General features: G+C 59.2%; 22 protein-coding genes. 10 read left to right on the top strand and 12 right to left on the bottom strand.

Going from position 1 to position 24,473, the window contains the following annotated elements:
* Positions 1-13 precede the first annotated feature (13 nt).
* The gene (locus AF71_RS14695; protein ID WP_018855939.1) at positions 14-1,219 is read left to right on the top strand and encodes a divergent polysaccharide deacetylase family protein; all 1,206 of its coding nucleotides are present in this window, start codon (positions 14-16) and stop codon (positions 1,217-1,219) included.
* Positions 1,220-1,233: 14 nt separating this feature from the next.
* The gene (locus tag AF71_RS14690) at positions 1,234-1,767 is read left to right on the top strand and encodes an RNA pyrophosphohydrolase (protein ID WP_018855938.1); all 534 of its coding nucleotides are present in this window, start codon (positions 1,234-1,236) and stop codon (positions 1,765-1,767) included.
* Between the two features lie 36 nt (positions 1,768-1,803).
* On the opposite strand, the gene bfr is transcribed toward AF71_RS14690, so the two are convergent.
* The 5 genes from bfr to AF71_RS31680 form a co-directional block, all read right to left on the bottom strand.
* A complete protein-coding gene (bfr, locus tag AF71_RS14685; protein ID WP_007528518.1) occupies positions 1,804-2,289 on the bottom strand; it encodes a bacterioferritin in 486 nt (161 codons plus the stop codon).
* Positions 2,255-2,668: a (2Fe-2S)-binding protein gene (locus AF71_RS14680; RefSeq protein ID WP_018855937.1), complete on the bottom strand. Its 414-nt coding sequence runs from the start codon at positions 2,666-2,668 to the stop codon at positions 2,255-2,257. Before AF71_RS14680 ends, bfr begins: the two co-directional genes overlap by 35 nt.
* A 68-nt stretch (positions 2,669-2,736) precedes the next feature.
* Positions 2,737-6,168, bottom strand: a complete 3,432-nt coding sequence (locus AF71_RS14675; protein ID WP_169681849.1) for an error-prone DNA polymerase — start codon at positions 6,166-6,168, stop codon at positions 2,737-2,739.
* The gene (locus AF71_RS14670) at positions 6,168-7,622 is read right to left on the bottom strand and encodes a DNA polymerase Y family protein (RefSeq protein ID WP_348644135.1); all 1,455 of its coding nucleotides are present in this window, start codon (positions 7,620-7,622) and stop codon (positions 6,168-6,170) included. The genes AF71_RS14675 and AF71_RS14670 overlap by 1 nt, the downstream gene beginning before the upstream one ends.
* Positions 7,623-7,632: 10 nt before the next feature.
* A complete protein-coding gene (locus AF71_RS31680; RefSeq protein WP_018855934.1) occupies positions 7,633-8,580 on the bottom strand; it encodes a hypothetical protein in 948 nt (315 codons plus the stop codon).
* A 161-nt stretch (positions 8,581-8,741) separates the two neighbouring features.
* Here AF71_RS31680 and AF71_RS14665 point away from each other — a divergent pair, with 161 nt between their 5' ends.
* A complete protein-coding gene (locus AF71_RS14665; protein WP_018855933.1) occupies positions 8,742-9,179 on the top strand; it encodes a metallopeptidase family protein in 438 nt (145 codons plus the stop codon).
* Positions 9,180-9,187: 8 nt separating this feature from the next.
* On the opposite strand, the gene AF71_RS14660 is transcribed toward AF71_RS14665, so the two are convergent.
* Positions 9,188-9,394, bottom strand: a complete 207-nt coding sequence (locus tag AF71_RS14660; protein ID WP_018855932.1) for a DUF1737 domain-containing protein — start codon at positions 9,392-9,394, stop codon at positions 9,188-9,190.
* A gap of 13 nt (positions 9,395-9,407) precedes the next feature.
* Positions 9,408-10,316 (bottom strand): CoA ester lyase, encoded by a 909-nt coding sequence (locus AF71_RS14655; protein ID WP_026371613.1) that lies wholly within the window; start codon positions 10,314-10,316, stop codon positions 9,408-9,410.
* Positions 10,317-10,427: 111 nt separating this feature from the next.
* Between AF71_RS14655 and AF71_RS14650 the strand changes: the two genes are divergently transcribed.
* The 3 genes from AF71_RS14650 (at position 10,428) to leuD (ending at position 11,959) form a co-directional block, all read left to right on the top strand.
* Positions 10,428-10,670, top strand: coding sequence for a hypothetical protein (locus tag AF71_RS14650; RefSeq protein ID WP_018855930.1), 243 nt, complete (start codon positions 10,428-10,430; stop codon positions 10,668-10,670).
* Positions 10,671-10,783: 113 nt separating this feature from the next.
* Positions 10,784-11,212: a glyoxalase/bleomycin resistance/extradiol dioxygenase family protein gene (locus AF71_RS14645; protein WP_018855929.1), complete on the top strand. Its 429-nt coding sequence runs from the start codon at positions 10,784-10,786 to the stop codon at positions 11,210-11,212.
* A gap of 138 nt (positions 11,213-11,350) precedes the next feature.
* The gene (leuD, locus tag AF71_RS14640; RefSeq protein WP_018855928.1) at positions 11,351-11,959 is read left to right on the top strand and encodes a 3-isopropylmalate dehydratase small subunit; all 609 of its coding nucleotides are present in this window, start codon (positions 11,351-11,353) and stop codon (positions 11,957-11,959) included.
* A 58-nt stretch (positions 11,960-12,017) separates the two neighbouring features.
* Here the strand turns inward: leuD and AF71_RS14635 are convergent, their stop codons facing one another.
* Complete coding sequence (locus AF71_RS14635; protein WP_025658021.1) at positions 12,018-12,950, bottom strand: pyridoxal-phosphate dependent enzyme; 933 nt, start codon at positions 12,948-12,950, stop codon at positions 12,018-12,020.
* Positions 12,951-13,127: 177 nt separating this feature from the next.
* Here AF71_RS14635 and leuB point away from each other — a divergent pair, with 177 nt between their 5' ends.
* Both leuB and AF71_RS14625 read left to right on the top strand, forming a co-directional pair.
* Positions 13,128-14,240: a 3-isopropylmalate dehydrogenase gene (leuB, locus tag AF71_RS14630; protein WP_018855926.1), complete on the top strand. Its 1,113-nt coding sequence runs from the start codon at positions 13,128-13,130 to the stop codon at positions 14,238-14,240.
* Between the two features lie 117 nt (positions 14,241-14,357).
* A complete protein-coding gene (locus AF71_RS14625; RefSeq protein WP_169681845.1) occupies positions 14,358-15,119 on the top strand; it encodes a phosphatase PAP2 family protein in 762 nt (253 codons plus the stop codon).
* Positions 15,120-15,185: 66 nt separating this feature from the next.
* Here AF71_RS14625 and AF71_RS14620 read toward each other — a convergent pair whose 3' ends face one another.
* The 3 genes from AF71_RS14620 to AF71_RS14610 all read right to left on the bottom strand — a co-directional run bounded on the left by AF71_RS14620 (position 15,186) and on the right by AF71_RS14610 (position 19,521).
* Complete coding sequence (locus AF71_RS14620) at positions 15,186-17,072, bottom strand: MFS transporter (protein ID WP_025658023.1); 1,887 nt, start codon at positions 17,070-17,072, stop codon at positions 15,186-15,188.
* A 218-nt stretch (positions 17,073-17,290) separates the two neighbouring features.
* Positions 17,291-17,644, bottom strand: coding sequence for a VOC family protein (locus AF71_RS14615; protein WP_018855923.1), 354 nt, complete (start codon positions 17,642-17,644; stop codon positions 17,291-17,293).
* A 113-nt stretch (positions 17,645-17,757) separates the two neighbouring features.
* Positions 17,758-19,521 carry a glucan ABC transporter ATP-binding protein/ permease gene (locus AF71_RS14610; RefSeq protein ID WP_018855922.1) on the bottom strand — a complete coding sequence of 588 codons (1,764 nt, stop codon included), beginning with the start codon at positions 19,519-19,521 and terminating at the stop codon, positions 17,758-17,760.
* A gap of 316 nt (positions 19,522-19,837) precedes the next feature.
* Between AF71_RS14610 and AF71_RS14605 the strand changes: the two genes are divergently transcribed.
* Together AF71_RS14605 and pyc are read left to right on the top strand one after the other, a co-directional pair.
* Complete coding sequence (locus AF71_RS14605) at positions 19,838-20,578, top strand: LuxR family transcriptional regulator (RefSeq protein ID WP_026371612.1); 741 nt, start codon at positions 19,838-19,840, stop codon at positions 20,576-20,578.
* A gap of 115 nt (positions 20,579-20,693) precedes the next feature.
* The gene (gene pyc, locus AF71_RS14600; protein WP_169681843.1) at positions 20,694-24,158 is read left to right on the top strand and encodes a pyruvate carboxylase; all 3,465 of its coding nucleotides are present in this window, start codon (positions 20,694-20,696) and stop codon (positions 24,156-24,158) included.
* 148 nt (positions 24,159-24,306) lie between these two features.
* Here the strand turns inward: pyc and AF71_RS14595 are convergent.
* A partial coding sequence (locus AF71_RS14595) for a transposase (protein WP_037214703.1) occupies positions 24,307-24,473 on the bottom strand: 167 nt, incomplete at its 5' end.

The raw sequence follows: 24,473 nt of genomic DNA, 5'->3' as shown, positions 1-24,473 counted from the left end.
AGCGGAAACGAGCTTGAATACCGATCTGCACGCACCACTAGGACAGGGCCGTAAGGTTAAGCGGCAGCGGCCGGGTATTCTGCGGACGGGCCGTGTCGTCGCCGGGATTTGCCTCGTTCTGATCGGGGTTTCGTCGCTTTATACGGCATTCCGCGGAGATGGGCTGAAGCGCGAGAAGCCGCCAGTTCAAGACCAGGCGGCTTTGCCGCCATCCGATACTATTCAGAATCAGGTGCCGTCGCGGTCTTCGACCCCTGCCGCTCCAAATGGTATGGTGCCATCCGATCCCCGATCGGGTGCCAATGTGGAGCAGATGGTCACGGGCGATGGATCTGTCGTCACGAAATACTCCCCGAGACAACGCGACGGAAATGGCCCGGTGCTAGTTGATGCCTCGCAGGTCGGGCAGGACCCACGGATGGCGGCGTTGCCGAACGATGCGCTTCTGGAAAATACGCCGTTGGGGCGGCTCCCGATCGTCGGGCCGGACGGACGTCGCCCGATGGACCAGTACGCGCGACCATGGTCCGGTGCACACGGAACACGTATCGCGATCGTTGTGAGCGGATTAGGGTTAAGCCAGACAGGCACGCAGCGGGCGATCCAGCAGTTGCCGGAGGAGGTCACCTTCGCTTTTGCCGCCAGCGGCAACAGCTTGCAGCGCTGGATGCAGGAAGCGCGCCGCGGCGGCCACGAAATCCTGCTGCAGGTTCCATTCGAGCCTTTTGATTACCCGGCAAACGATCCCGGGCCGGATACGTTGCTGACGTCGACGTCGGCTGCGAAGAATATTGAAAGCCTGCACCGGGCGATGGGCGAGATCACCAATTATACGGGCATCATGAATTATCAGGGCGGGCGCTTCCTTTCCGACCCCAACGCCATGGAGCCGGTAATGCGGGATATCGGAAAGCGCGGGTTGCTGTTTCTTGACGACGGAACGTCGGCCCAGTCCAAAACCGCGGCAGTCGCAAAGGGAACGGAGGCGCCCTACGCCTTTGCTGATGTGCAGTTGGACAAGCAGCTTGATGTGAACGCCATCATCCAGAAGCTGGACGAGCTTGAACGCGTCGCAAAGCGCAATGGCCAGGCAATCGGTGTTGCCGCCGCCTTCGATGAGAGTATTGATGCCATCGCGCAATGGACGCAGGAGGCCGCGATGCGAGGCATTGAGATCGTCGGTGTCGCTGCGCTGACCAACGACCCGAAGAGACCCTGAAATAGAGAGAGCTGATGAGCAAGCTGATCGTCAACGCCGAAGACCTGCCGTATCGCCCCTGCGTCGGCGTTATGATCCTCAACCGCCAGGGTCTCGTATGGGCGGGGCGGCGGATTCCGGAAGAGAATTCCGAATATGATGGATCGCCGCAGCTTTGGCAGATGCCGCAGGGCGGCATCGACAAGGGCGAGGATCCGCTGGATGCCGCCTATCGGGAACTCTACGAGGAAACGGGCATTCGCACGGTGACGCTGCTTGCGGAAGCCAGGAACTGGATCAACTACGATTTGCCACCCCAATTGGTGGGCATTGGGCTAAAGGGGAAATTCCGGGGTCAGACGCAGCGCTGGTTTGCCTTCCGTTTCGATGGAGATGAGAAGGAGATCGCAATCAATCCGCCGCCCGGCGGCCATGCGGCGGAATTCGATGCATGGGATTGGAAGTCGATGGAAAGCCTGCCCGGTCTCATCGTGCCCTTCAAGCGGGCGGTCTATGAGCAGGTGGTCGACGAGTTCAGGCACTTGGCTGGCCTAAGCGCCGCAGAGTGAATGACCGGCGGCCAGGGCTGCCGGTCATGTCAATCGTTATTCGGCCTCGTTGGCGGAGTCGGCATTGAGCTGGCCGTACTTCGATTCGCCGATCTTGCCGAGCAGCTCCAGCTGTGTTTCGAGGAAGTCGATGTGACCTTCCTCGTCTGCCAGGAGCTCCTCGAAAAGCTTCATCGAGACGTAGTCCCCGGCCTCATGACAGATGTCGCGTGATTTCTTGTAGGCCGTGCGGGCATCGTATTCGCCGGCGAGGTCGGCTTCCAGAACTTCCTTGACGTTCTGGCCGATCCGAAGCGGGGCAAGAGTCTGAAGGTTGGGATGACCTTCGAGGAAGATGATGCGCGCGACCAGACGATCGGCATGATGCATCTCCTCGATGGATTCTGCCCGTTCCTTCTTGGCGAGCTTGGTGTAGCCCCAGTCTTCAAGAAGTCGGTAATGGACCCAGTATTGGTTGACGGCGCCGAGCTCGAGAAAGAGGGCCTCGTTAAGCCGCTCGATGACTTTTTTGTCGCCTTTCAATGTCCGCTCTCCTGTTTTCTTCATGGAATTCTCTGAGGCGGGACATGAAATCAAATATTTCGGCTTCCGTCGAGTGGTGACGGGCGTGATATTCCTCGGTCGTCTGGATGATGATGTCGACCACGTTCGGGAAGCAGCCACAGCAGCGGCCCCGTTTCCCCATGGCGTGGTATACCTTTGCAGGCACGATAAGCTGCCAACAATCCTCATCGAGAAGTTCTTTGATGACTTCCCGGATTTCGTGATCGGTTATGTAGTTGCAGCTGCAGACAAGCACGGCGTCATTCCAAACATGACATTCACTATCCCCTTTTCTGCAAAAGAAGATGATAGGTGTCAAGAAAAAATCGACTCGCGGAATAGGCCATTCGTCGCACATTGTGGGACTGTCGAAGGTACTCTCCGCTACATTGCAAAGCCTCAAATCCGGCGTTCTGATGCGCGTTCTCAATGGAAATTGCGGCCCTTTGGCATGATCTGAGCTGTTTCCCGTGCTCCATAACTGCCGGAGATGAGGCTCTTCTCCATCACGGCGTTCTCAACTGAGTTTGCGAGTTTCCTTTGACGCGGATCCATCGTCGGATTGAGCGCTTGATCCGAACGATCGCTAACGCCAAAACGACGGGCTTCCTTCTGCAGGATGCCGAGCGCGGGGGTCATATCCTCGATATGATCGACGACGGTGTGGATCACGCCGCTCTGGCTCTCAAGCCTGCCATGAATCTTCACGAGTCGTGCTCCCATGACGATCGGGCGATATTTCTCGAAGACCCTTTGCCAGACAATGGCATTGGCAACGCCCGTTTCGTCTTCCAGTGTCATAAAGATGACGCCCTTGGCGGAGCCCGGGCGCTGACGCACTAAAACCAGGCCGGCGATCGTCACCCTTCTGCCGTTCGGGACGGTGAGAAGATCGACACTCCGCACGACCCCGGCTTTGCGGAATTCGTCGCGGAGGAACGAGACCGGATGACCTTTCAGGGAAAGCGAGAGGTAGCGATAGTCCTCGATGACTTGTTCGCCAGGCAGCATTTGCGGCAGCCGCGTCTCAGGCTCGACCTGCAAGTCGATGTGGCTCACCTGGTCGAACAGAGGAAGCTTTTCGGCAGCGCTCTTCGCATCAAGCGCCCGCACCGCCCAGAGCGCTTCCCGCCGCGACAGTTTTATGGAACGAAAGGCATCCGCATCAGCAAGCCGCTCTATATCCGCTTTCTGCAGGCCTGAGCGTAGCCAGAGATCGCGAATGGAAGAATAGCCCCTGCCTCTGTTGGCGACGAGTTGTTCCATACTCGCTTCCGAAAGGCCCTTTATCTGCCGGAAGCCAAGCCGAACGGCTCGCTTTGTCTTGATGACATCCCGCATGCTGGCATGCCGGAAATCGACTGAACGCTTGTTAAATTCTGCCTCCTCAAGCAAGCAATCCCAGTTCGATTCATTGATGTCGACGGGCCGGATATCAACCCCATGCTCCCTTGCATCCCTGACGAGCTGCGCGGGGGCATAAAAACCCATTGGCTGCGAATTCAGCATCGCAGCACAGAAGACATCAGGATAGTAGGCTTTCACCCAGGAAGAGGCATATACCAGTAGTGCGAACGAGGCCGCGTGGCTTTCCGGGAAGCCGTATTCGCCAAAACCCTTGATCTGGTTGAAGCATTGCTGGGCAAAGTCGCGGGGGTAATCCTTCGCGACCATGCCTTCGATGAACCGCGTTTCGAAATTGCCGATGGTGCCTGTTCGTTTGAAGGTCGCCATGGCCCGCCTCAGTTGGTCTGCTTCGGCCGGCTTGAATCCCGCAGCGGTGATTGCGATCTGCATGGCTTGCTCCTGAAAGAGCGGCACGCCGAGCGTTCGCTCCAGAACTCCCTTCAGTTCCTCGCTTGGATATGTCGTTGGGATACCGCGCGCTTTTTCCTCCCGGCGTTTCAGGTAGGGGTGGACCATGTCTCCTTGAATGGGGCCTGGCCTGACGATGGCGACTTCGATGACGAGGTCGTAGAATTTTTGGGGTTTCAGGCGCGGCAGCATGCTCATCTGCGCTCGGCTCTCGATCTGAAAGACGCCAAGCGTGTCGGCCCGGCACATCATCGCATAGACGGGCTCCTCATCCTCATGCTTATCGTTGCCGAGATCGGCGAGGGTCTTCTTCACGTCGTAATGCAGGAGAAGCAGATCGAATGCCCGCTTCAGGGCGGTCAACATTCCGAGCGCCAGGATATCGACCTTGAGGATCTTCAGATTGTCGAGATCATCCTTGTCCCATTCGACCATGTAGCGTCCGGGCATTGCCGTCTTCATGATCGGAACGACTTCATCCAGCCTGTCCCTAGTGATGACGAACCCCCCGACATGCTGGGTGAGATGGCGGGGAAAACCGAGAAGCTCGGATGCATATTTCAGCACGTTTTTGGTCATGGGATCGAAAATGTCGAGCCCGGCCGCCTTTGCTTCCCGTTCGGATAGCTTCTCTTCCGACCAGCCCCAGACCAAGCTGCCGATCGCGGACTGGACATCTTCTGAGAGACCGAAGGCTTTGGAAACCTCACGTCCGGCGGACCGGGTGCGATAAGTGGTCACCCCTGCGGTGAGACCCGCATGCTCCTTGCCGTATTTCTCATAGATATGCTGGATGACCTCTTCGCGCCTCTCATGCTCGAAATCGACATCGATATCCGGCGGTTCGTCGCGGTCCATCGACAGGAAGCGGTCGAAAAGCAGGGTGCTTTTCTCGGGATTCACCTCGGTTATCTCAAGGCAGTAGCAAATGACGGAATTTGCCGCGGAGCCGCGACCCTGACAGAGGATTTTTTTCTCATGCCTGGCGTACTGGATGATCCTGTGGACCGTCAGGAAGTATGGTTCATATTGCTTACGACGAACGAGATCCAACTCGTATTCGATGTTATTCTGAACTTTCTCAGGCACGCCGTTGGGGAAGCGCTTTGCTGCACCTGAATTGGTAAGGCGTTCCAGTGTTTCATAGGGTGTTTCCCCCTCGTCATTCTCGGAGGGATAGTTGTGCTCCAGTTCGTCGAGCGAAAAGGAAAGGCTTTCAAAGAACTTCCCTGTGTTTGTTACGGCGTGCGCATAGTCTCTGAAGAGGCGCAGAATTTCGTTGCCACTCTTGAGATAGCGTTCGGCATTCGGAGCCAGGAGAAAGCCAGCCTCGGGAATGGGAATATGCTCCCGGATCGACGTAACGATATCGGCGAGGGGGCGGCGGGCCGTATCGTGGTAGAGTGGCTGGTTGGTGGCGATCAGCGGGATGCGGCTACGGTCAGCTAGCATGGAGATGGTCGCAAACATGCGCCTATCGCGGCCGTCATAGGCGGGAGCGAGCGCCATGTGGATGTTTTTCCGGAAGCGTTTTCTGAAGCGCTCCAGACAGGCTTCGAACGCGGCGTGATTGTTATCGTCGGCAATGGACGGGTGCGGAATGATTGCAAGCATCATGTCGTCGCCCCATTCCATCAGATCTGCTTCCGACAGAATGCACTTACCCTTCTCGGCTCTCAGGTTTCCAGCGCTCAGCAACCGGCAAAGATGCGCCCAGCCCTGGCGATCTCGGGGGTAGGCAAGAATGTCAGGCGTTCCATCCGCAAAGACGAGGCGGGCTCCCGGCTGGAAACGGATCGGGTCGGGAATGATGTCCTTCTTCTCGCGCTCCTCCAGAAGCCCGGCTTTCATTCGTTCGAACTTCTTCCGGATCGCCTCTGCCTGGGCATGGGCCCGGACGACACCTGCAACTGAGTTGCGGTCGGCAATGCCAAGGCCTCCAAGCTTCATAACGGCAGCCTGAACGACCATTTCCTCGGGCTTGGAGGCGCCCTCCAGAAACGAGAAATTGGTCTTGGCGCCGATTTCGAAGAAGGCGGACATCAGGCAATGACCCCGTGCATGAACCAACTCTGTGTTGTGTCACGCTCATAATGACCCTGGCGATAGATCCAGAAGCGGCGCCCCTTATCGTCTTCGATCCGGAAATAGTCCCGATCCCCAGCATCCTTTCCATCTACGCCATCGAGCCACCATTCCATTGCCAGCCGCTCCGGGCCCTCGCTCTTCAAGACACGGTGCTGCATGCGCCGCCAGTGAAAGCTCGCTGGTGCGCCATCAGGGATTTCGATGGCAAAGGCATCCATCGGCTCCGCTTTCCGCAATAGCCGGATGGGCCGTTCGCTCCTGGCTGGTGGCAGATGCCCCTCCCGGGTTTTCGGGGCGGACAGATGTTCGATTGCCGGCACTGTAGTGTAGGCTCTTTCCGGTATGTGGCTCTCCCGCAATTGGAAGGTTTGCAGGCAGTCTTCTCCGAGGCGAGCTGAAACCCGATCCACGAAGGCAGCAAGAGACGCGTCCTTCCGCTGGCGGTGTTCGAAGTCTCCCTGTGACGTCACGAAATCTTCGTGCAGGAGTACGTTGAGACGAAGGATCTCGAATCCGTAACCCGCATCGAAATCGTCGTGAATTGCCTGCAGGCGTTCGGCAAAGAGGGCGGCAATGCGCTTGGGCTCCCGCAAGGGCTGCGCGGTCCCGGCAGAAATGCGAAAAACCTTGCCGTCGACACGGAACAGGACCAACTCGAAGATACGGCCGCCGACACCGCGGGCTTCCAGCGAGGGCTTCAGGGAGACGGCAACCTGACCCGTGAGTGCGAGGATATCGTCTTCGGCTCCGATCGGCTCAATCAGGCGACGTTCGACCGAGAGGCTTGCGACCGGCAGGCGTGGAGAGACCGGCTCTTCATCGGTCCCAAGCGCCTGATCGAGCCTCAAGAGCACAGCTCCCCCAAAGCGGCGGGCGAGGGGGGCGCGGGGCGCGGTCAGCAAATCGCCGACATATTTGAGGCCCATCTTGTCCAGGCCCCCTATGGTTTCGTCCTCGAGACGCAGGGCCGCGACGGGCAGGGGAGCCAACGCCTGTTCTGCCTCCCCATGCTCGATGATGCCGCCTTGGCCAAAACGGCTGATGGCCCAGGACAATCCAGGCGAGGAAGAGATGGCGCCGCGGGCGTCAATTCCCATCTGGAAGAGCCGTGCGAGAATATCCTTGAGAAGGGGCGTCTCACCGCCAAACAGATGGGCGCACCCGGTAGTGTCAAGGAACAAGCCATCGACGCCGTCGAGAGCAACAAGCGGGGTATAGCGATCGCACCAGTCGGCGATCGCTTCCAGGAAGCGCCGGTTGGCGGCTGGGTCGTCCTCGATCACATCAAGCGTGGGGTAGATGGCGCGGGCTTCGGCGACACCCATATGCTTTCGGAGATTGAGTGTTTCGGCAGCCTCGTCCAGTGCCGTCAGCCGCATCGTATTGTTGAGGCGGCTGGAACAGACGATCGGTGCGGCTTCAGGACGTCCGTGCGAACGCCAGGAGAGCCCCCATTTCTTTCTTGCGATCCGGTCGGTTGGAAGGTGCGGAAAGTGGAGTGCCAGAATGCGTTGCGCGTTCGTCTGGAAGGCGAGGGTTGGCTGATTGGGAGACGGCGAAAAAACGGCGGTCATGGGGGTTCCACTCCAGTAGAAAGGAGAGGGGAGCCGGGTTGCGGCTCTTCTCCAGGGTGAGATGAAAAACCGGATTGCCGATGCTACCGCCCAGCATCGTGCCATCCGGCAAGGGGCGCGCCTGTGCCGGCGCGGGTGCTGCAAGGAAGCGGAAATAAGCGCTGCTGGCTTCTTCCTCTCCAGCCTGCCGCAACAGGAAAAGCGGGCGTTTCGATGCTTTCGCCCGCAAGCTCAAACGACGGCTCTCCGTCAGGCCGAAGGGCTTTGGGTTGCCGCGGATCTCCAGAACCGTCGCAGGAAAAACGCCGCTTTCGACTGCAGATTCCGCAAGCCAGAGAGCGTCTTCAAGCTTGCGCGGACTGGCATAGAAGAACTGGTCCGGTTTCAGACCGAAATCTCGTAACCCTACGGCGTAGGGGACGCCTGCTTCCATCGTGGAAACCATGTCCGCGATCCACAGGATCGGTAGCGGCGCACTGTGGCTCTCCTCGACTTGACGCTGCAGCATGGCGGCAAGCGCCAGCACAAAGCCGCTGCCGGCACCGGCCTCCCGCAAGAGGTCGGTGCGAGCCTCGGTGATCCCGTCGAGCGGCAAGCCGCCATCGATCGCCTCGTCGAGTGCGGGTATTCCAAGAGGAAGACGCGGGCCGCTGTCGTTCTTGGCGGCGAGGCCTTTGTCGGCCAAGGCTTCGCTTTGCGCGGCCGCCAAGGCCGGCGCGGGCTTCCCTTCAAGCTTTGCAATGGTTTCGCGGAGCGCAAAAAGCCGCTCGCGCGTCACGGCCGACTGTGCCATGACGTTCTCCAAGTCTCAGATGTTCCTGTTATGTTCTTATGGATTCCAGAGGCGGGCGAAAGAGTCAACAGGCATTTGATGTGAATTTATTCCTGCCTTTGATTCCGCTCTCGAAAATCGTGCGCAAAGGTTCTATATGGGCGGCAAAGGAAGGAATATTAATGGCCCGCATAGACCAGAGCGAGGATTGGCGGGATCGCCACGCGCCGACGATCAGTACCTTCGAGTCGTTGGCGATGGAGGCATATAGCCACCTGCCGGAAGAATTCCGCTCGCTGACCACCAATCTGACCATCGAGATCGAGGATTTCCCTGACGACGACGTGTTCGAGGACATGGCGCTGGAAACGCCATTCGACCTTCTCGGCCTCTTTGAAGGCCGGGGCATCTCGGAGCGTTTCACGATGGAAACCGGCGAACTGCCGAACCGTATCCGCCTCTACAGGCGGCCGATCCTCGACTACTGGGCCGAGAACGACGAGACGCTGGGCGATATCATCACCCACGTCCTCATCCACGAGATCGGCCACCATTTCGGTCTCAGCGACGACGACATGGAACGGATCGAGGCAAGTGCCGAAGAGGCGGCCGAACGCTAAGCCTTCGCTTACTGTTCGGATAGCTTCATGTCCGGGTGGTAGTCCTTGCCTTCGACTTCCTTGACGATCGCCTGAGCGCACATCACCTGGCCGGTCTGGGTGTTGAAGGTCAGCGACGGCGAGCCGTTCAGCGACCAGCCCTTGTTGAGGGCGTCGGTTACGCGATGACAGAAAGCGGCATCATCCTGGCCGGTCAGAAGGCGATAAAGCTTCATCTAGAGTCGTCTTTCACTTCGCCGTTTGGCGCTCAGTAATCAGGCGGGCTTTATGAACCAGACTTTCCGCCTGGACAAGATGCAGCCGCTCGATCATCCGTCCATTGACATTGATGACGTTCAGACCTTCGGCAGCCGGGTCGGCAAAGGCGGCGATGATTGCCTCCGCCTCGGCAATTGCCGCATTGTCCGGGCCGAAATGCCGGTTTGACGCTTCGATCTGAGCAGGATGGATCAGCATCTTGCCGTCGAAGCCCATGGCCCGGGCATGCGCGCATTCGGCGTCGAAGGCATCTGCGTCCTTGAAATCATTGAAGACACTGTCGATCGCGTCGAGGCCATAGGCACGCACGGCAAGTACCACCTGCATCAGCCAGGGCACGAGATAGGTGCGGCCGGGCTGCGGCAAGACACCGGTCTCTTTGCGCAGGTCGTTGAGGCCAACGACGAAACAATCGAGTCTTGAGCCCGGCGTGCGTCCGGCTTCGGCGATCGCCGCCGCGTTCAGAATGCCGCGGGGCGTTTCGATCATCGCCCAGATGCGGAGGCTTTCCGGCGCATCGGCATCGGCAAGCCGGTCGCTGATGGACATCACATCCTGAGGCTCGGCCACTTTCGGCAGAAGCACGGCATCCGGTTCCAATGCCAAGACCAGCTCCATGTCGGCATTGCCGAATGTGGAAGCCAGCGCATTGATGCGGATGATCCGCTCCTTGTTCACCAGAGGAGGGCCCGAAAAAAAGGCTTTCAGATTGTCGCGGGCTTCCGCCTTTCGCTCCGGCGCCACCGAGTCCTCGAGATCGAAGATCACGGCGTCGCAATCGAGCGCATGGGTCTTTTCCAAGGCGCGTGCATTGATGGCCGGAACGCTTAGCACCGAACGGCGGAGATTCAAGGAACGAGTCGGAGAGTTGCGGGTCATCACAAATCTGTGCCAAGCTTTGTGATGGGTGGCAAGACAACAAAAAGCCATGCTCACCTTGCAGAGAAAGAAATGAAGGACCACATTCCTTTCCGAAGAAAGGTCTAAACCATGCAAAGCATTCGTTCCGTCTTCCTCCTGCTCGCAGGCATCACAGCCTTCATTGCGTTGGCGCTCCTCACATTTTCTGTGACGCTCGCAGTTGGCGGTATCCTGACGGTGCTCATGGTTGGCCGCGCGCTTTCGCTGAAGATGAAACCGGCCCCCGTTCGCGCCACCGCCAGAACGAAGTCACATTCCGGCGAGAGCATGCGTATCTGGAATGACGGGCGCGGCACGATCATCGACCTCTGACCGTCGGGTCGTTTCCAGAAAAATTTCGACATCGCTGTCGGCTCGGCTGATCTTCCCGCGTCTTTGAAAGGCCAGGGCTTTTGCCCAAACCAAATCAAACAATGGAGGACAGAATGGATACCGCAACGGAAACCGGCGCAACGAAAATGCCGCCGGTCAAGAATGGCTTGTTGCCTTATGTCACCGTCGACGGTGCTTTGAAGGCGGCGGAATTCTACAAGCGTGCGTTCGGCGCCGAGGAGGCTTTTGTCGTTCCTCCTGACGAAAACGGGCGGACGATGCATGTTCACCTCTACGTCAACGGAAGCTCGCTGATGCTCTGCGATGCCTACCCCGAGCATGGTCATCCCTTCGAAAAGCACCAGGGCTTCAGTCTCCAGCTTGTTATCGACGATATCGATTTCTGGTGGGAGCGCGCGGTTCAGGCTGGCGTAGAGGTGATCATGCCCGTTCAGCTGATGTTCTGGGGCGATCGGTATGGCCAGCTTCGCGATCCGTTCGGGGTTCTCTGGGCAATGAATGCGCCAGCGAATGCAAGTTGATCTCACGATATCCATGGATGGCTGCGCGTCGAATCCGCGCGCAGCCTTTTCCGCGGTGTAAATTTTCCTTCATTTTGGCCGAAATCTGGACTAAACGCTGATCAACAAAACTACGTCTGCTGACATTGGAGCCAGGCCATGGACAAATTCGTAAAGCTGACGGGCGTTGCTGCCCCTCTGCCTGTTGTCAACATCGACACCGACATGATCATTCCGAAGGATTACCTGAAGACGATCAAGCGCACCGGTCTTGGCAAGGGTCTTTTCGCCGAAGCCCGTTACAATGAAGACGGTTCTCCGAACCCGGATTTCGTGCTGAACAAGCCGGCCTATCAGAATGCGAAGATCCTGGTTGCCGGTGACAATTTCGGTTGCGGCTCCTCGCGCGAGCATGCGCCATGGGCGCTTCTCGACTTCGGCATCCGTTGCGTAATCTCGACCAGCTTCGCCGACATCTTCTACAACAACTGTTTCAAGAACGGCATTCTGCCGATCAAGGTCAGCCAGGAAAACCTCGACAAGCTGATGGACGACGCCTCGCGCGGCTCCAATGCGATCCTGACGGTCGACCTGGAAAACCTTGAGATCACCGGTCCGGACGGCGGTTCGATCAAGTTCGATCTCGACGAGTTCAAGCGCCACTGCCTGCTGAACGGCCTCGACGATATCGGCCTGACACTCGAGAAGGGCAAGGCAATCGACAGCTTCGAAGCCAAGAACGCGGCATCGCGCCCCTGGGCTGCTTAAGTCTTAAAAACATAGCATTCGAGAAAGCCGGGTTTTCGCCCGGCTTTTCTTTTGCTGCTTACAGCAACCGTTCTTTCCAAACCTTCAGCTTTTCCAGCGAGACACCGATGCCGCCGCAGACTTCGATCAGCGGATTATTGAAGCGGGCGAGAATATCGGAATGCACGTCGGCCACCGCCAGGGCGGCCCCGCAGGCGGGCTCGACCAGAATGCGATAGGCATCGGCGAACTTCAGGCAGGCGGTGACCGCCTGCGCATCCGTGACCGTGACGCTTTCGATCGGGTGGTGCTTCGGCAGATCGAAGACGTGCTGCGCCACCTGACGTGCGCCAAGCGAACTGGCGATTGAGGTGATCGCCGGCAAGGTAAGGCGCTCGCCTGCAGCAAGGCTGGCATAAAGCGAAGCGGCCCCTTCGGTCTCGACGGCAATGACCGGCACATCAGACAGGCCGTTTCGCTCGAGACCGGCTACGATGCCCGCCAGCAAGCCGCCACCGCCGACGCTCGTGATGACGCAATCAAACTCGGCGCCCTTTGCGACAACCTCGTCGATCAAAGTGCCGTGCCCCTCCCACAGAAGGGGATGATCGAATGGGTGCACGTAGGCTGCGTTTCTGGCCTTCGCGTGTTCTATTGCGAAGGCATTCGCTTCGTCGAACACCGATCCATGCACGAGAACCGTGGCGCCGGTTGCTTCGATCGATTGGCGCACTTCCGGCGACGTCGTCTCCGGTACGACGATCGTCACCGGAATGCCGAGCGCCCGTCCCGTATAAGCGGCGGCGATCCCCGCATTGCCGCCGGAGGCGCAGAAGATCTCCCGTGCGCCGTTCTCGATCTCGTGCTGGCAAAGCCTGCCAACACCGCGAAGCTTGAAGCTTCCAGAGGGCTGCAGCGCGTCGAGCTTCAGCCAAAGCGGCTTGTTGCTTGCGCTGTAGTCGGCGGAGGTGCGGAAAAGCGGCGTGTCGAGGTGGAGCGGTGCAGATGGCATGACGGTGTCCGATGACCGTGGCGATGGAGGCTCTTCTTGTGGACCCGCATGCGCCGATCGGTCAACGAGGGATCGCGGCAGTAATTCCGCAACCGTACCGAATCGGCCGCCCACTCGCTTGAAATGCCGTTTTTGCAGGTCTAAGAAGCCGCAACTTGTTTTTCCGCGGAGGGTTTCATGACAGCGCGCAATCTTTTCCTGCTGCCGGGCGACGGCATCGGCCCAGAGGCCATGGGCGAGGTCCGCAAGATCATTGCCTATATGAACGAGGCAATGAATGCCGGCTTCGTCACCGACGAAGGTCTGGTCGGCGGCAGCGCCTATGACGCGCACGGCGCGGCGATCTCCGAAGGCGACATGCAGAAGGCGCTCGCAGCCGACGCCGTTCTCTTCGGCGCCGTCGGCGGTCCGAAGTGGGATGATGTTCCCTATGAAGTACGCCCCGAAGCCGGCCTGCTGCGCCTGCGCAAGGATCTGGAGCTTTTCGCCAACCTGCGTCCGGCCATCTGCTACCCGGCGCTCGCTTCCGCTTCCTCGCTGAAGCCGGAGCTGGTCGAAGGCCTCGATATCCTGATCATCCGCGAACTGACAGGCGGCGTCTATTTCGGCGAGCCGAAGACCATCACCGATCTCGGCAATGGCCAGAAACGCGCGATCGACACGCAGGTCTACGATACATACGAAATCGAGCGCATCTCGGCCGTGGCCTTCGAAATGGCCCGCACGCGTCAGAATCGCGTCTGCTCGATGGAAAAGCGCAACGTCATGAAGTCGGGCGTGTTGTGGAACCAGGTCGTCACAGCGACGCACAAGGACAAGTATTCCGACGTCAAGCTCGAGCACATGCTAGCGGATGCCGGTGGCATGCAGCTGGTGCGCGCGCCGAAGCAGTTCGACGTCATCGTCACCGACAACCTGTTCGGCGACATGCTGTCCGACGTTGCCGCCATGCTGACGGGCTCGCTCGGCATGCTGCCTTCGGCTTCGCTTGGCGCCCCGGATGCCAAGACCGGCAAGCGCAAGGCGCTCTATGAGCCGGTGCATGGTTCGGCTCCTGACATTGCCGGCAAGGGCATCGCCAATCCGATCGCGATGATCGCTTCCTTCGCCATGTGCCTGCGCTATTCCTTCAACCTCGTGAAGGAAGCCGACAACCTCGAAAAGGCGATCGCCAACGTCCTCGACAAGGGCATCCGCACCGGCGACATCATGGCCGAAGGTTGCACGAAGGTTGGAACCATTGAGATGGGCGACGCGATCCTCGCCGAGTTCAAGGCGCTTTCTGCCTGATATTTCACGTGAAACACGCTTTTGGCCCTTCGCATCTGTTGATGCGGAGGGCCTTTGCTTGAAGGCAGTTATTGTCGCCCCTATCTCCCTTCTGCATTGAGGAAAGAGCGGAGTGGAATGAGCGGGACCGTCGATCGCAAGCCAAGTTTCTGGAACTATCTGCGAAGGCGTTACGAGGCGCGGCGTACGATCCATCGGCGGGTTCCCTGGAAGGGCTTCGTGTTCACCGCCATCAACGCGGTTGCCATTGCGTTCTTCGTCTTCGACCGTCCGCTCGGACAGGCGGCCAAGGACCTGGCGCCGCGGCTGATCACCGTTGCCGGGGACATTACCGATATCGGCAGGCTCGCCTGGATCCTGGCAGGCCTCTGCACGATCTTTGCCACCGGCTATCTCGTTCGCCGCCGACTCTGGAAGGTGCGCAGGCGGTTCCGCATGGTCTATTTCACACAGATGACGGCCTATGTCGGGTTGTCTGTGCTGGTCACCAGCATCATTGCCAACGTGTTGAAGTTTGCAATCGGCCGGGCCCGACCGCTGATCTATGAGCAGGAGGGTATCTTCAGCTTCGCGCCTTTCAATGCTGACTTCCTGCATCAGAGCTTTCCGTCGGGCCATTCGGCCAACATCGGCGCGCTGTTCGTGGCGCTCGCACTTCTCTTCCCGCGCTTTCGCCTTGGTTTTATCGGCATAGGCCTTTGGCTTGGCGCCACACGCGTCATCATCGGCGTGCATTATCCAAGCGATGTCGTGGCCGGCCTTGCGTTGGGCGCCTGGTTCGCCTTTGCCACCTCGGTCCTCTTCGCGCGCTTCGGCTTGGTGTTCTCCATCGATCGCGATGGCGGCTGGCCGACGCCGCGGCTGAGCCGTCTTCTCTAGCCTTCCATAAATAAAAAACCCGGCGCCTTGAGAGCGCCGGGCAGATGTTTGCAGTCCTCAATCGGCTCAATCCATGGCGTGGATATCGCGGTCCTTCGTTTCCGGCAGGAAGATCAGGCCGATGACCAGCGTGATGGCTGCGAAGACGATCGGATACCAGAGGCCGAAGTAGATATCGCCCTTGGCCGCGCTCATTGCAAAGGCCATCGCCGGCAACAAGCCGCCGAACCAGCCGTTGCCGATATGGTAAGGCAGCGACATGCCGGTGTAGCGGATGCGGGTCGGGAAGAGTTCGACCAGCAGGGCTGCGATCGGGCCATAGACCATCGTCACATAGAGAACGAGCACGAACAGAATGGCGATCGTGCCGATCCAGTTGACACGGGCAGGGTCGGCTACCATGGAGAAGCTGCCACCCTTGGCAATGTTATAGACCGCCATGTCGGTGGCGCCCTTTGCTTCATCGGCCGTCAGCAGCTTGTCGGCAACCAGCTTGTCGACCGGTACGGTCTGTTTTTCACCGGCGCGTACTGCGTCAGCGTTGAGGGCAAGCTCAGGGTTGGCCGCGATGAAGGCGTCCAGCTTCGCATCCGGCACCTTGATGGCGCCGCGGTTCAGCGGGTATCCGGCATCATGAAGGGCGATGTTGACGCCCTTTTCGAACGCGCCCGTCATTGCCTTTGCCTTGTCGCCGGCGGCGACGACGTCGAAGCTGGGGATGGTTTCGTCACCGATCTTGATCGTGGCAGGCTGGCCTGCCGGGCCGGGCACGACATCATAAGGCACCGAGTTCTTGGTCAGGAAGGCAGTGGCCACATCGCAAGAGTTGGTGAACTTCGACGTTCCAGTTGGGTTGAACTGGAATTTGCAATCCGCCGGATCGGCCGTCACGGTTGCACGGATAGAAGCCTGGGCTTCCGCAAGCGCCGGATTGGCAGTCCAGGTCATGGCCTTGAACAACGGGGTGTAGGTAACGGCGGCGATCAAGAGGCCGGCCATCAGGATCGGCTTGCGGCCGATCCTGTCGGACAGGGCGCCGAAGATGACGAAGAAGGGCGTGCCCAGGAAGAGCGCAATGGCGACCATGATGTTTGCCGACTGCAGATCAACCTTGAGCACGTTCTGCAGGAAGAACAACGCATAGAATTGGCCGCCGTACCAGACGACCGCCTGACCCATCGTTGCGCCGAGAAGCGCGATCAGGGCGATCTTGGCGTTCTTCCACTGACCGAAAGCTTCCGTCAGCGGTGCCTTGGATCCCTTGCCTTCGGCCTTCATGCGCTGGAATGCCGGAGATTCGTTCATCTTCAGTCGAATCCAGACGGAAATCCCGAGGAGCACGACGGAGACGAGGAACGGAATGCGCCAGCCCCATGCCGCAAAGGCTTCCTTGCCCATCAGGAACTGGACGCCGACGATGACGAGAAGTGACAGGAAGAGGCCGAGCGTAGCCGTGGTTTGGATCCACGACGTGAAGTATCCGCGGCGTCCATGCGGGGCATGTTCGGCCACGTAAGTCGCCGCACCGCCATATTCACCGCCGAGCGCAAGACCCTGCAAGAGGCGAAGTCCGATCAGGATGATCGGTGCTGCGATACCAATCGTCGCCGCACCCGGCAGGATGCCGACGAGGAAGGTGGAGAGGCCCATGATAAGGATCGTCACCAGGAACGTGTATTTGCGTCCGACGAGATCGCCGAGACGCCCGAAGACCAGTGCGCCGAACGGACGCACGAGGAAGCCGGCAGCGAAGGCCAAAAGCGTGAAGATGTTTCGCGTTGCTTCCGGATACTGGGTAAAATAGGTCGCGCCGATATAGGTTGCGAGCGAACCGTAAAGGTAGAAGTCGTACCATTCGAAAACGGTGCCGAGCGATGAAGCGAAGATAACCTTCTTCTCCTCGCCCGTCATCGGACCGGCCTTGGGGCCGTCGACGCTTGCGATATTTGCCATTTTCTGTCCTCCACAGAATGATGTGAAACGCGGCGCGCGACCACCATGCTCTCCTCAAAGCATACCCTCGGGTCGCGGTTCGCCTGACAAGAGTGTGACAGAAAAGCTCATCCATACAGAGAGCGGCTTTGGGATTATGACTTTAGTCTAACACCTTCGCGCGAATTGCCGCTGGATGGCGCAGCGCGTCCCGCCCGAGGAGTCGGGCGTTGCCGGCTTCACGGTCTATGAGAAAGAATATTCACGATTGTTCCAAAGGGGTCGCGCACGTAGAAGCGCCGAACACCCCAGGGCTCATTGGCCGGCCCATAGATGATTTCGAAGGCTGATGCACTCATGGCTGCGAAGGCCTCGTCAACATCGTCGACCTCGATCGAGAGGCCTGGAACCGGTGTGTCTGAGCCGCCCTCGCTCGCAAAGCCCACCTGGACCCGCATTGATTGGTTTGAGCCATAGGTGGAGATCCAGTCGTGATCCATCAGTACGTCGAGGCCAAGGATATCCTTATAGAAGACCTTGGCAGCGGCCGGATCGGCTGTTTCGATGTTCGCTACGATTCGCAGGACCTTCATATCGCCTCCGGCAATACCGTTTCCCTTAAGCTATGCGCGAACTCCCCGCGGGCAAGAAAAAAGCCGGGCGGCAGGTACCGTCCGGCTTCTGTTTTTCCCTTGAGCGATCCGTCTTATGCGGCCTCGGTCGTGTGTGCCTTGCGAACTTCTTCGTCCGTGAGGATGCCGCTGGCGCGCAGCAGCGCCGCGAACCGGCCGTTGCTATGGCTGAGCTCATCGAAGCTGCCTTCTTCGACGACACGGCCACCGTCCAGGAACAGGACCTTGTCCGCTTCGCGAACAGTCGAAAGACGGTGCGCGATGATGAATGTCGTGCGGTTCTGGCGCAGGTTGTCGATTGCGGCCTTAACGCGATTTTCGGTTTCGACGTCAAGCGCACTTGTCGCTTCGTCTAGCACGAGGATCGGGGCATCCTTGAGGATGGCGCGGGCAATCGCCACACGCTGACGTTCGCCGCCAGAGAGCCTGTTGCCGCGTTCGCCGACATGGGTGTCGTACTGCTCTTCGCGCGTCTCGATGAAGTCGGCGGCAGCGGCCGCTTCAGCTGCTCGACGCATGTCCTCATCCGAGGCGCCTTCCCGGCCGAGGCGAATGTTGTCGCTGATCGAGCGGTTGAGCAGGCCGGCATCCTGGAACACCGTCGCGATATAGCGGCGCAGCGACTTGCGGGTGATCTTCGTCGTGTCGTGACCATCGACGAGGATCTGGCCGCTATCCGGGTCATACACGCGCTGCAGCAGGTTGATCATCGTGGTCTTGCCCGAACCGGTCGGACCGACGATCGCAACCGTCTGACCAGCCTTGGCGGTAAAGGACACGTTGTGCAAGCCCTGCGCGGTGTTGCCGAAGCGGAACGACACGTTGCGGAATTCGACTTCACCCTTCACGTCGGCGATATCGTCATTGCCGGCAGGCTCTTCGCGTTCACGCACGGAGTCTTCGAGCGAGTAGAAATCCTCGAGCTTCGAACGGGCCTCGAAAATCTGCGTGGCAAACTGGCGCATCTGGTCGAGACGCGAGATCAGCAGGTTCGCAAAGCCGATGAAGGCAATCACGTCGCCGATGCGCAGCTCGCCGGACTGAACCATGAGCGTGCCGATGACCAGGATGATCATCATCGCAATGGTCGAAGCCATGCGGTTCATGGCGCCCGCGAGAGCCCACCAGTCGAGAACCGGATACTGAGCCTGCAGCAGGCGCTCGGCAAACGACTTCAGTGCCTTGGTTTCTGCTTCGATGCGATTGTAGCTATGGAGGACCGATACGTTGCTGATCGAGTCGCTGACGTGTGAGAAAACGGTGTGGTAGTGGTTTTCGACCGACGCCTGGCCATCCTTGGTGCGGCTCATGACGAGACGACCAATCAGCCAGTAGGCGACGCCGAGCACGACCAGCACGCCCGAAAGACGCAGGTCCATCGACATCGCAGTCGGCACCAGAAGCGCGATGGCAACGGCAGTCGCCAGGTGGTTGCGCATGAACTCGAGCCAAAGGCCAAAGAGCGTTTCGCATGCGCGCAGCAGCGTATGCAGCGCATTCGACGTGCCACGCTGATGATGCCAGGACAGCGGCATGGAGATGATACGGCCGAACGCTTCCGTCAGCAGTGTGGCGCGGCGGCCATGGGCCAGCCGGTCGGCCTCACGAGCGACAAGAACGAACGCTATGGTGTTGAAAACGGCAAAGCCGGCCCACATGAAAAGGATGGGTTTGACTTCGCCCTTGCCTGAAATTGCATCGATGATGCGACCGAACAAAATCGGTTCGGCGATTGTGATCGCGGCAAGCACGATGTTCGCAATAACGACCAGGGATACGCGGAGCTTGTAGGCGCCGAGATAGCGCAAAGCTCTAGCATAGACCTTGAATAGCGACACGGCGATACCTCTTGTGCATTTGCGAAATAATGGACGCTGCAACGCTACAAAAAGATACCTGAACCAGCGATTAACGAAGCGTTCAGACGAGCGGTCGCGGCAAGATTCTTTTACGGAGCGCACCCACAGCAATCCATTCCGAGGGACTGAACTTTTTTGGGACGTATCGCAAATCTCGCAATTTTCACTTGCGTTGCATGGTCGCGCTGGCACACCATAGATTGACGTCTAAATGCGTCGCAGGGGCGCCCAACCAAACACTTCCCTTGGTCGTGATCATTCCGCTAGGAGCCCAACTGGCGTAGGGGCATTTATTTTGAGTATTCATTCATTAATTCAATTGCTTGTCGTTCTGGAAGAGTGTCGAAGACCCGAAGGAGTTGTTGGCGAACTGGAGCATGTCATCCACGCCTACGGCTTCCAGTATTATGGCCTTTTGCGACACCTGAAAGCGACTGAAGATCCAATCAGTCTGATGTTTGCCGGTCATTGGCCAGAGAAATGGCCGCAGATCTATATTTCGAAAAAATACGTTCTCAGCGATCCGACGGTTCGCTATCTCGCATATGCGCAAAGGCCGTTTCGCTGGAAGGATAGTCTGGCGGCCTTCCGGAAGGACCCGCATCACCGCCGGATGGAGCAAATGATGGCCGACGCGCATAGCCATGGCCTGAAGGACGGCTACATTTTCCCCATCCAGGGCAGAAACGGCATCCTTGGTAATATGAGCATAGGCGGGACACCGGTAGACCTCTCTCCTGTCGAGATCTCGCTCTTTGATGCCGTTGCCCGAAAGGCTTTCTGGCGTCTTCTTGAGCTTAAGGGGGAGGCGGATGCGCTTGAAGAAGTTTCCGGCATCGACACGCGTTTGACGCGCCGGGAGATGGAAATACTTCAATATCTCGCGGAAGGCATGACCTCGGTTGAGATTGGCAAACGCCTCAAGATTTCAAACCACACCGTCGACTGGTACATGAACGGCCTGCAAGACAAGCTGAAGGCAAAGAATAGACAGCACGCGGTCGCTGTCGCCTTCCGGCATGGGCTGATCACCTAGTCTTAGAGAAATTCTATTTCGGACGGCTCCGGAAATTGAACTTTCCGTGACAGCGCGTTAAGACTTCTCTTCGCGGGTGCAGCATTGCCCGTTTCGATGCCGTGAGGAGACTGCATTGCCCATATCCAAGATACTTGTTGCCAACCGTTCGGAAATTGCCATCCGCGTGTTTCGCGCGGCCAATGAGCTCGGGATAAAAACGGTCGCGATATGGGCGGAAGAAGACAAACTGGCGCTGCACAGGTTCAAGGCAGACGAAAGCTATCAGGTCGGCCGCGGCCCGCATCTCGCCCGCGACCTCGGCCCGATCGAGAGCTATCTGTCGATCGATGAGGTGATCCGCGTCGCCAAGCTTTCCGGCGCCGATGCGATCCATCCCGGCTACGGTCTGCTGTCGGAAAGTCCGGAATTCGTCGATGCCTGCAACAAGGCGGGCATCATCTTCATCGGCCCGACGGCCGATACCATGCGCCAGCTCGGCAACAAGGTCGCAGCACGCAATCTGGCAATCTCGGTCGGCGTGCCTGTCGTGCCGGCAACCGAGCCACTGCCGGATGATATGGCTGAGGTCGCCAAGATGGCGGCGGTGATCGGCTACCCTGTGATGCTGAAGGCCTCCTGGGGTGGCGGCGGACGCGGCATGCGCGTCATCCGCTCGGAAGCCGACCTTGCACGCGAGGTGACGGAGGCCAAGCGCGAAGCGATGGCGGCTTTTGGTAAGGACGAGGTCTATCTCGAAAAGCTCGTCGAGCGTGCGCGCCATGTCGAAAGCCAGATCCTTGGCGACACGCATGGCAATGTCGTTCATCTCTTCGAGCGCGACTGCTCGATCCAGCGCCGCAACCAGAAGGTCGTCGAGCGTGCGCCGGCGCCTTACCTGTCGGAAGCCCAGCGCCAGGAACTGGCGGCGTACTCGCTGAAGATCGCGGGTGCCACCAACTACATCGGTGCGGGCACCGTCGAATATCTGATGGATGCCGACACCGGCAAATTCTACTTCATCGAAGTCAATCCGCGCATCCAGGTCGAGCACACGGTCACCGAAGTCGTTACAGGCATCGATATCGTCAAGGCGCAGATCCACATCCTTGATGGCTTTGCGATCGGTACACCGGAATCGGGCGTTCCCGAGCAGAAGGACATCCGCCTCAACGGCCATGCCCTGCAGTGCCGCATCACGACAGAGGATCCGGAGCACAACTTCATTCCGGACTACGGCCGCATCACCGCCTATCGTTCGGCATCCGGCTTCGGCATCCGTCTCGATGGTGGCACCTCCTATTCCGGCGCGATCATCACCCGCTACTACGATCCGCTGCTGGTCAAGGTCACTGCCTGGGCCCCGAACCCGCTGGAAGCGATCTCCCGCATGGACCGTGCATTGCGTGAGTTCCGTATCCGCGGCGTTGCGACGAACCTCACCTTCCTGGAAGCGATCATCACGCATCCGAATTTCAAGGATAACAGCTACACCACGCGCTTCATCGACTCGACGCCGGAGCTCTTCCAGCAGGTCAAGCGACAGGATCGCGCGACGAAGCTTCTGACTTACCTCGCTGATGTGACGGTCAACGGCCATCCGGAAGCCAAGGATCGACCGAAGCCGTCCGCCGATATCGCCGAGCCGATCGTCCCTTATACCAACGGCAGCGGCATCGCCGACGGCACCAAGCAGCTTCTCGACAAGCTCGGCCCGAGGAAGTTCGGCGAGTGGATGCGCAACGAAAAGCGCATCCTGATGACCGATACGACGATGCGCGACGGCCACCAGTCGCTGCTTGCGACCCGCATGCGCACCTATGACATCGCGCGGATCGCCGGCACCTATGCGCACGCTTTGCCGAACCTCCTGTCGCTCGAATGCTGGGGCGGCGCGACGTTTGACGTTTCGATGCGCTTCCTGACGGAAGATCCATGGGAACGTCTGTCGCTCGTGCGCGAAGCCGCGCCTAACCTGCTTTTGCAGATGCTGCTGCGCGGCGCAAACGGCGTCGGTTACAAGAACTACCCTGACAACGTCGTCAAATACTTCGTCCGGCAGGCTGCTGCCGGTGGCATCGACCTTTTCCGCGTCTTCGACTGCCTGAACTGGGTGGAGAATATGCGCGTATCGATGGATGCGGTGGCCGAGGAGAACAAGCTCTGCGAAGCGGCGATCTGCTACACCGGCGATATCCTGAATTCGGCGCGCCCGAAGTACGATCTCAAGTACTACACCGACCTCGCCGTTGAGCTCGAAAAGGCCGGTGCGCATATCATCGCGCTGAAGGATATGGCGGGCCTGCTGAAGCCGGCTGCCGCCAAGGTGCTGTTCAAGGCGTTGCGCGACGCCACCAGCCTGCCGATCCACTTCCACACGCACGACACCTCGGGCATTGCAGCGGCGACGGTTCTCGCGGCGGTCGATGCCGGCGTCGACGCGGTCGATGCGGCAATGGATGCACTGTCCGGCAACACCTCGCAGCCCTGCCTTGGCTCGATCGTCGAGGCCCTGCGCGGCTCCGAGCGCGATCCCGGTCTCGATCCGGAATGGATCCGTCGGATCTCTTTCTATTGGGAAGCGGTGCGCCATCAGTACGCGGCCTTCGAAAGCGACCTCAAGGGACCGGCCTCCGAAGTCTATCTGCACGAAATGCCGGGCGGCCAGTTCACCAACCTCAAGGAACAGGCCCGTTCGCTCGGCCTCGAGACGCGCTGGCACGAAGTGGCGCAGGCCTATGCCGACGCCAACCAGATGTTCGGCGATATCGTCAAGGTGACGCCGTCCTCGAAGGTCGTCGGCGACATGGCGCTGATGATGGTCTCGCAAGACCTGACGGTTGCCGATGTCGTCAGCGCCGACAAGGAAGTCTCCTTCCCGGAATCTGTTGTCTCGATGCTGAAGGGCGATCTCGGTCAGCCTCCATCAGGCTGGCCGGAGGCGCTGCAGAAGAAGGCACTGAAGGGCGATGCGCCCTATACGGTGCGTCCGGGTTCGCTGCTTGCCGACGCTGACCTCGATGCCGAGCGCAAGACGATCGAGACCAAGCTGGAGCGCGAGGTCAATGACTTCGAATTCGCGTCCTACCTGATGTATCCGAAAGTCTTCACCGACTTTGCGCTGGCCTCCGACACCTACGGCCCGGTCTCCGTCCTGCCGACGCCGGCCTATTTCTACGGCCTTGCCGATGGCGAGGAACTGTTTGCCGATATCGAAAAGGGCAAGACGCTTGTCGTCGTCAACCAGGCGATGAGCCAGACCGACGAGCAAGGCATGGTGACTGTCTTCTTCGAACTCAACGGCCAGCCGCGCCGCATCAAGGTGCCGGATCGCGCCCATGGTGCGACCGGTGCCGCCGCCCGCCGCAAGGCGGAACCGGGCAATGCCGCGCATGTCGGTGCGCCGATGCCAGGCGTCATCTCGCGCGTCTTTGTCTCGCCCGGGCAGGCGGTCAATGCCGGTGACGTGCTTGTTTCCATCGAGGCTATGAAGATGGAAACGGCGATCCACGCCGAAAAGGACGGTGCGATCGCGGAAGTGCTTGTCAAAGCCGGCGACCAGATCGACGCCAAGGATCTGTTGGTCAGCTACGCGGGCTGACGAAGATGCGAAGGACAAAAAGAGGGCGGCCTTCGGGCCGCCCTCAGACTGCTGACAAACCCGTCGATATTTTCGGCGGGTTTGTTTTTTGGACGTTGGTTGTTTTAGTTGGGTTCTGAGGCGGGGCGAAGTTGGCGGCCTCTGGCCCTCATGCCATGGCTGGTCTGGGTGGCTTGGTGAGCGCCATGGCGATCTTCTTGATGTTTTGGGCGGCTGCAGCCAGCAGGCACTGGCATGCGACGCGGGTGAGACTTCGAAAGCGGGCATAGCGATGCCCGTGAAGCTGCTTGGCATCGGCAAACGAGCGCTCGACCG

This window comes from Rhizobium sp. 57MFTsu3.2 (genome assembly GCF_012932765.1).
Classification (GTDB): Bacteria; Pseudomonadota; Alphaproteobacteria; order Rhizobiales; family Rhizobiaceae; genus Rhizobium; species Rhizobium altiplani.
This window is presented reverse-complemented; position numbering and strand designations above follow the sequence as displayed.

Bases quoted from the DNA above. Each gene is read 5' to 3' on its own strand.
- AF71_RS14665 (WP_018855933.1), top strand. From the start codon at position 8,742: ATGGCCCGCATAGACCAGAGCGAGGATTGGCGGGATCGCCACGCGCCG.
- AF71_RS14615 (WP_018855923.1), bottom strand. From the start codon at position 17,644: ATGAAGGTCCTGCGAATCGTAGCGAACATCGAAACAGCCGATCCGGCC.
- AF71_RS14680 (WP_018855937.1), bottom strand. From the start codon at position 2,668: ATGTGCGACGAATGGCCTATTCCGCGAGTCGATTTTTTCTTGACACCT.
- AF71_RS31680 (WP_018855934.1), bottom strand. From the start codon at position 8,580: ATGGCACAGTCGGCCGTGACGCGCGAGCGGCTTTTTGCGCTCCGCGAA.
- AF71_RS14660 (WP_018855932.1), bottom strand. From the start codon at position 9,394: ATGAAGCTTTATCGCCTTCTGACCGGCCAGGATGATGCCGCTTTCTGT.
- AF71_RS14675 (WP_169681849.1), bottom strand. From the start codon at position 6,168: ATGTCCGCCTTCTTCGAAATCGGCGCCAAGACCAATTTCTCGTTTCTG.
- AF71_RS14625 (WP_169681845.1), top strand. From the start codon at position 14,358: ATGAGCGGGACCGTCGATCGCAAGCCAAGTTTCTGGAACTATCTGCGA.
- AF71_RS14650 (WP_018855930.1), top strand. From the start codon at position 10,428: ATGCAAAGCATTCGTTCCGTCTTCCTCCTGCTCGCAGGCATCACAGCC.
- AF71_RS14620 (WP_025658023.1), bottom strand. From the start codon at position 17,072: ATGGCAAATATCGCAAGCGTCGACGGCCCCAAGGCCGGTCCGATGACG.
- AF71_RS14635 (WP_025658021.1), bottom strand. From the start codon at position 12,950: ATGCCATCTGCACCGCTCCACCTCGACACGCCGCTTTTCCGCACCTCC.
- AF71_RS14655 (WP_026371613.1), bottom strand. From the start codon at position 10,316: ATGACCCGCAACTCTCCGACTCGTTCCTTGAATCTCCGCCGTTCGGTG.
- AF71_RS14690 (WP_018855938.1), top strand. From the start codon at position 1,234: ATGAGCAAGCTGATCGTCAACGCCGAAGACCTGCCGTATCGCCCCTGC.
- leuD (WP_018855928.1), top strand. From the start codon at position 11,351: ATGGACAAATTCGTAAAGCTGACGGGCGTTGCTGCCCCTCTGCCTGTT.
- AF71_RS14645 (WP_018855929.1), top strand. From the start codon at position 10,784: ATGGATACCGCAACGGAAACCGGCGCAACGAAAATGCCGCCGGTCAAG.
- leuB (WP_018855926.1), top strand. From the start codon at position 13,128: ATGACAGCGCGCAATCTTTTCCTGCTGCCGGGCGACGGCATCGGCCCA.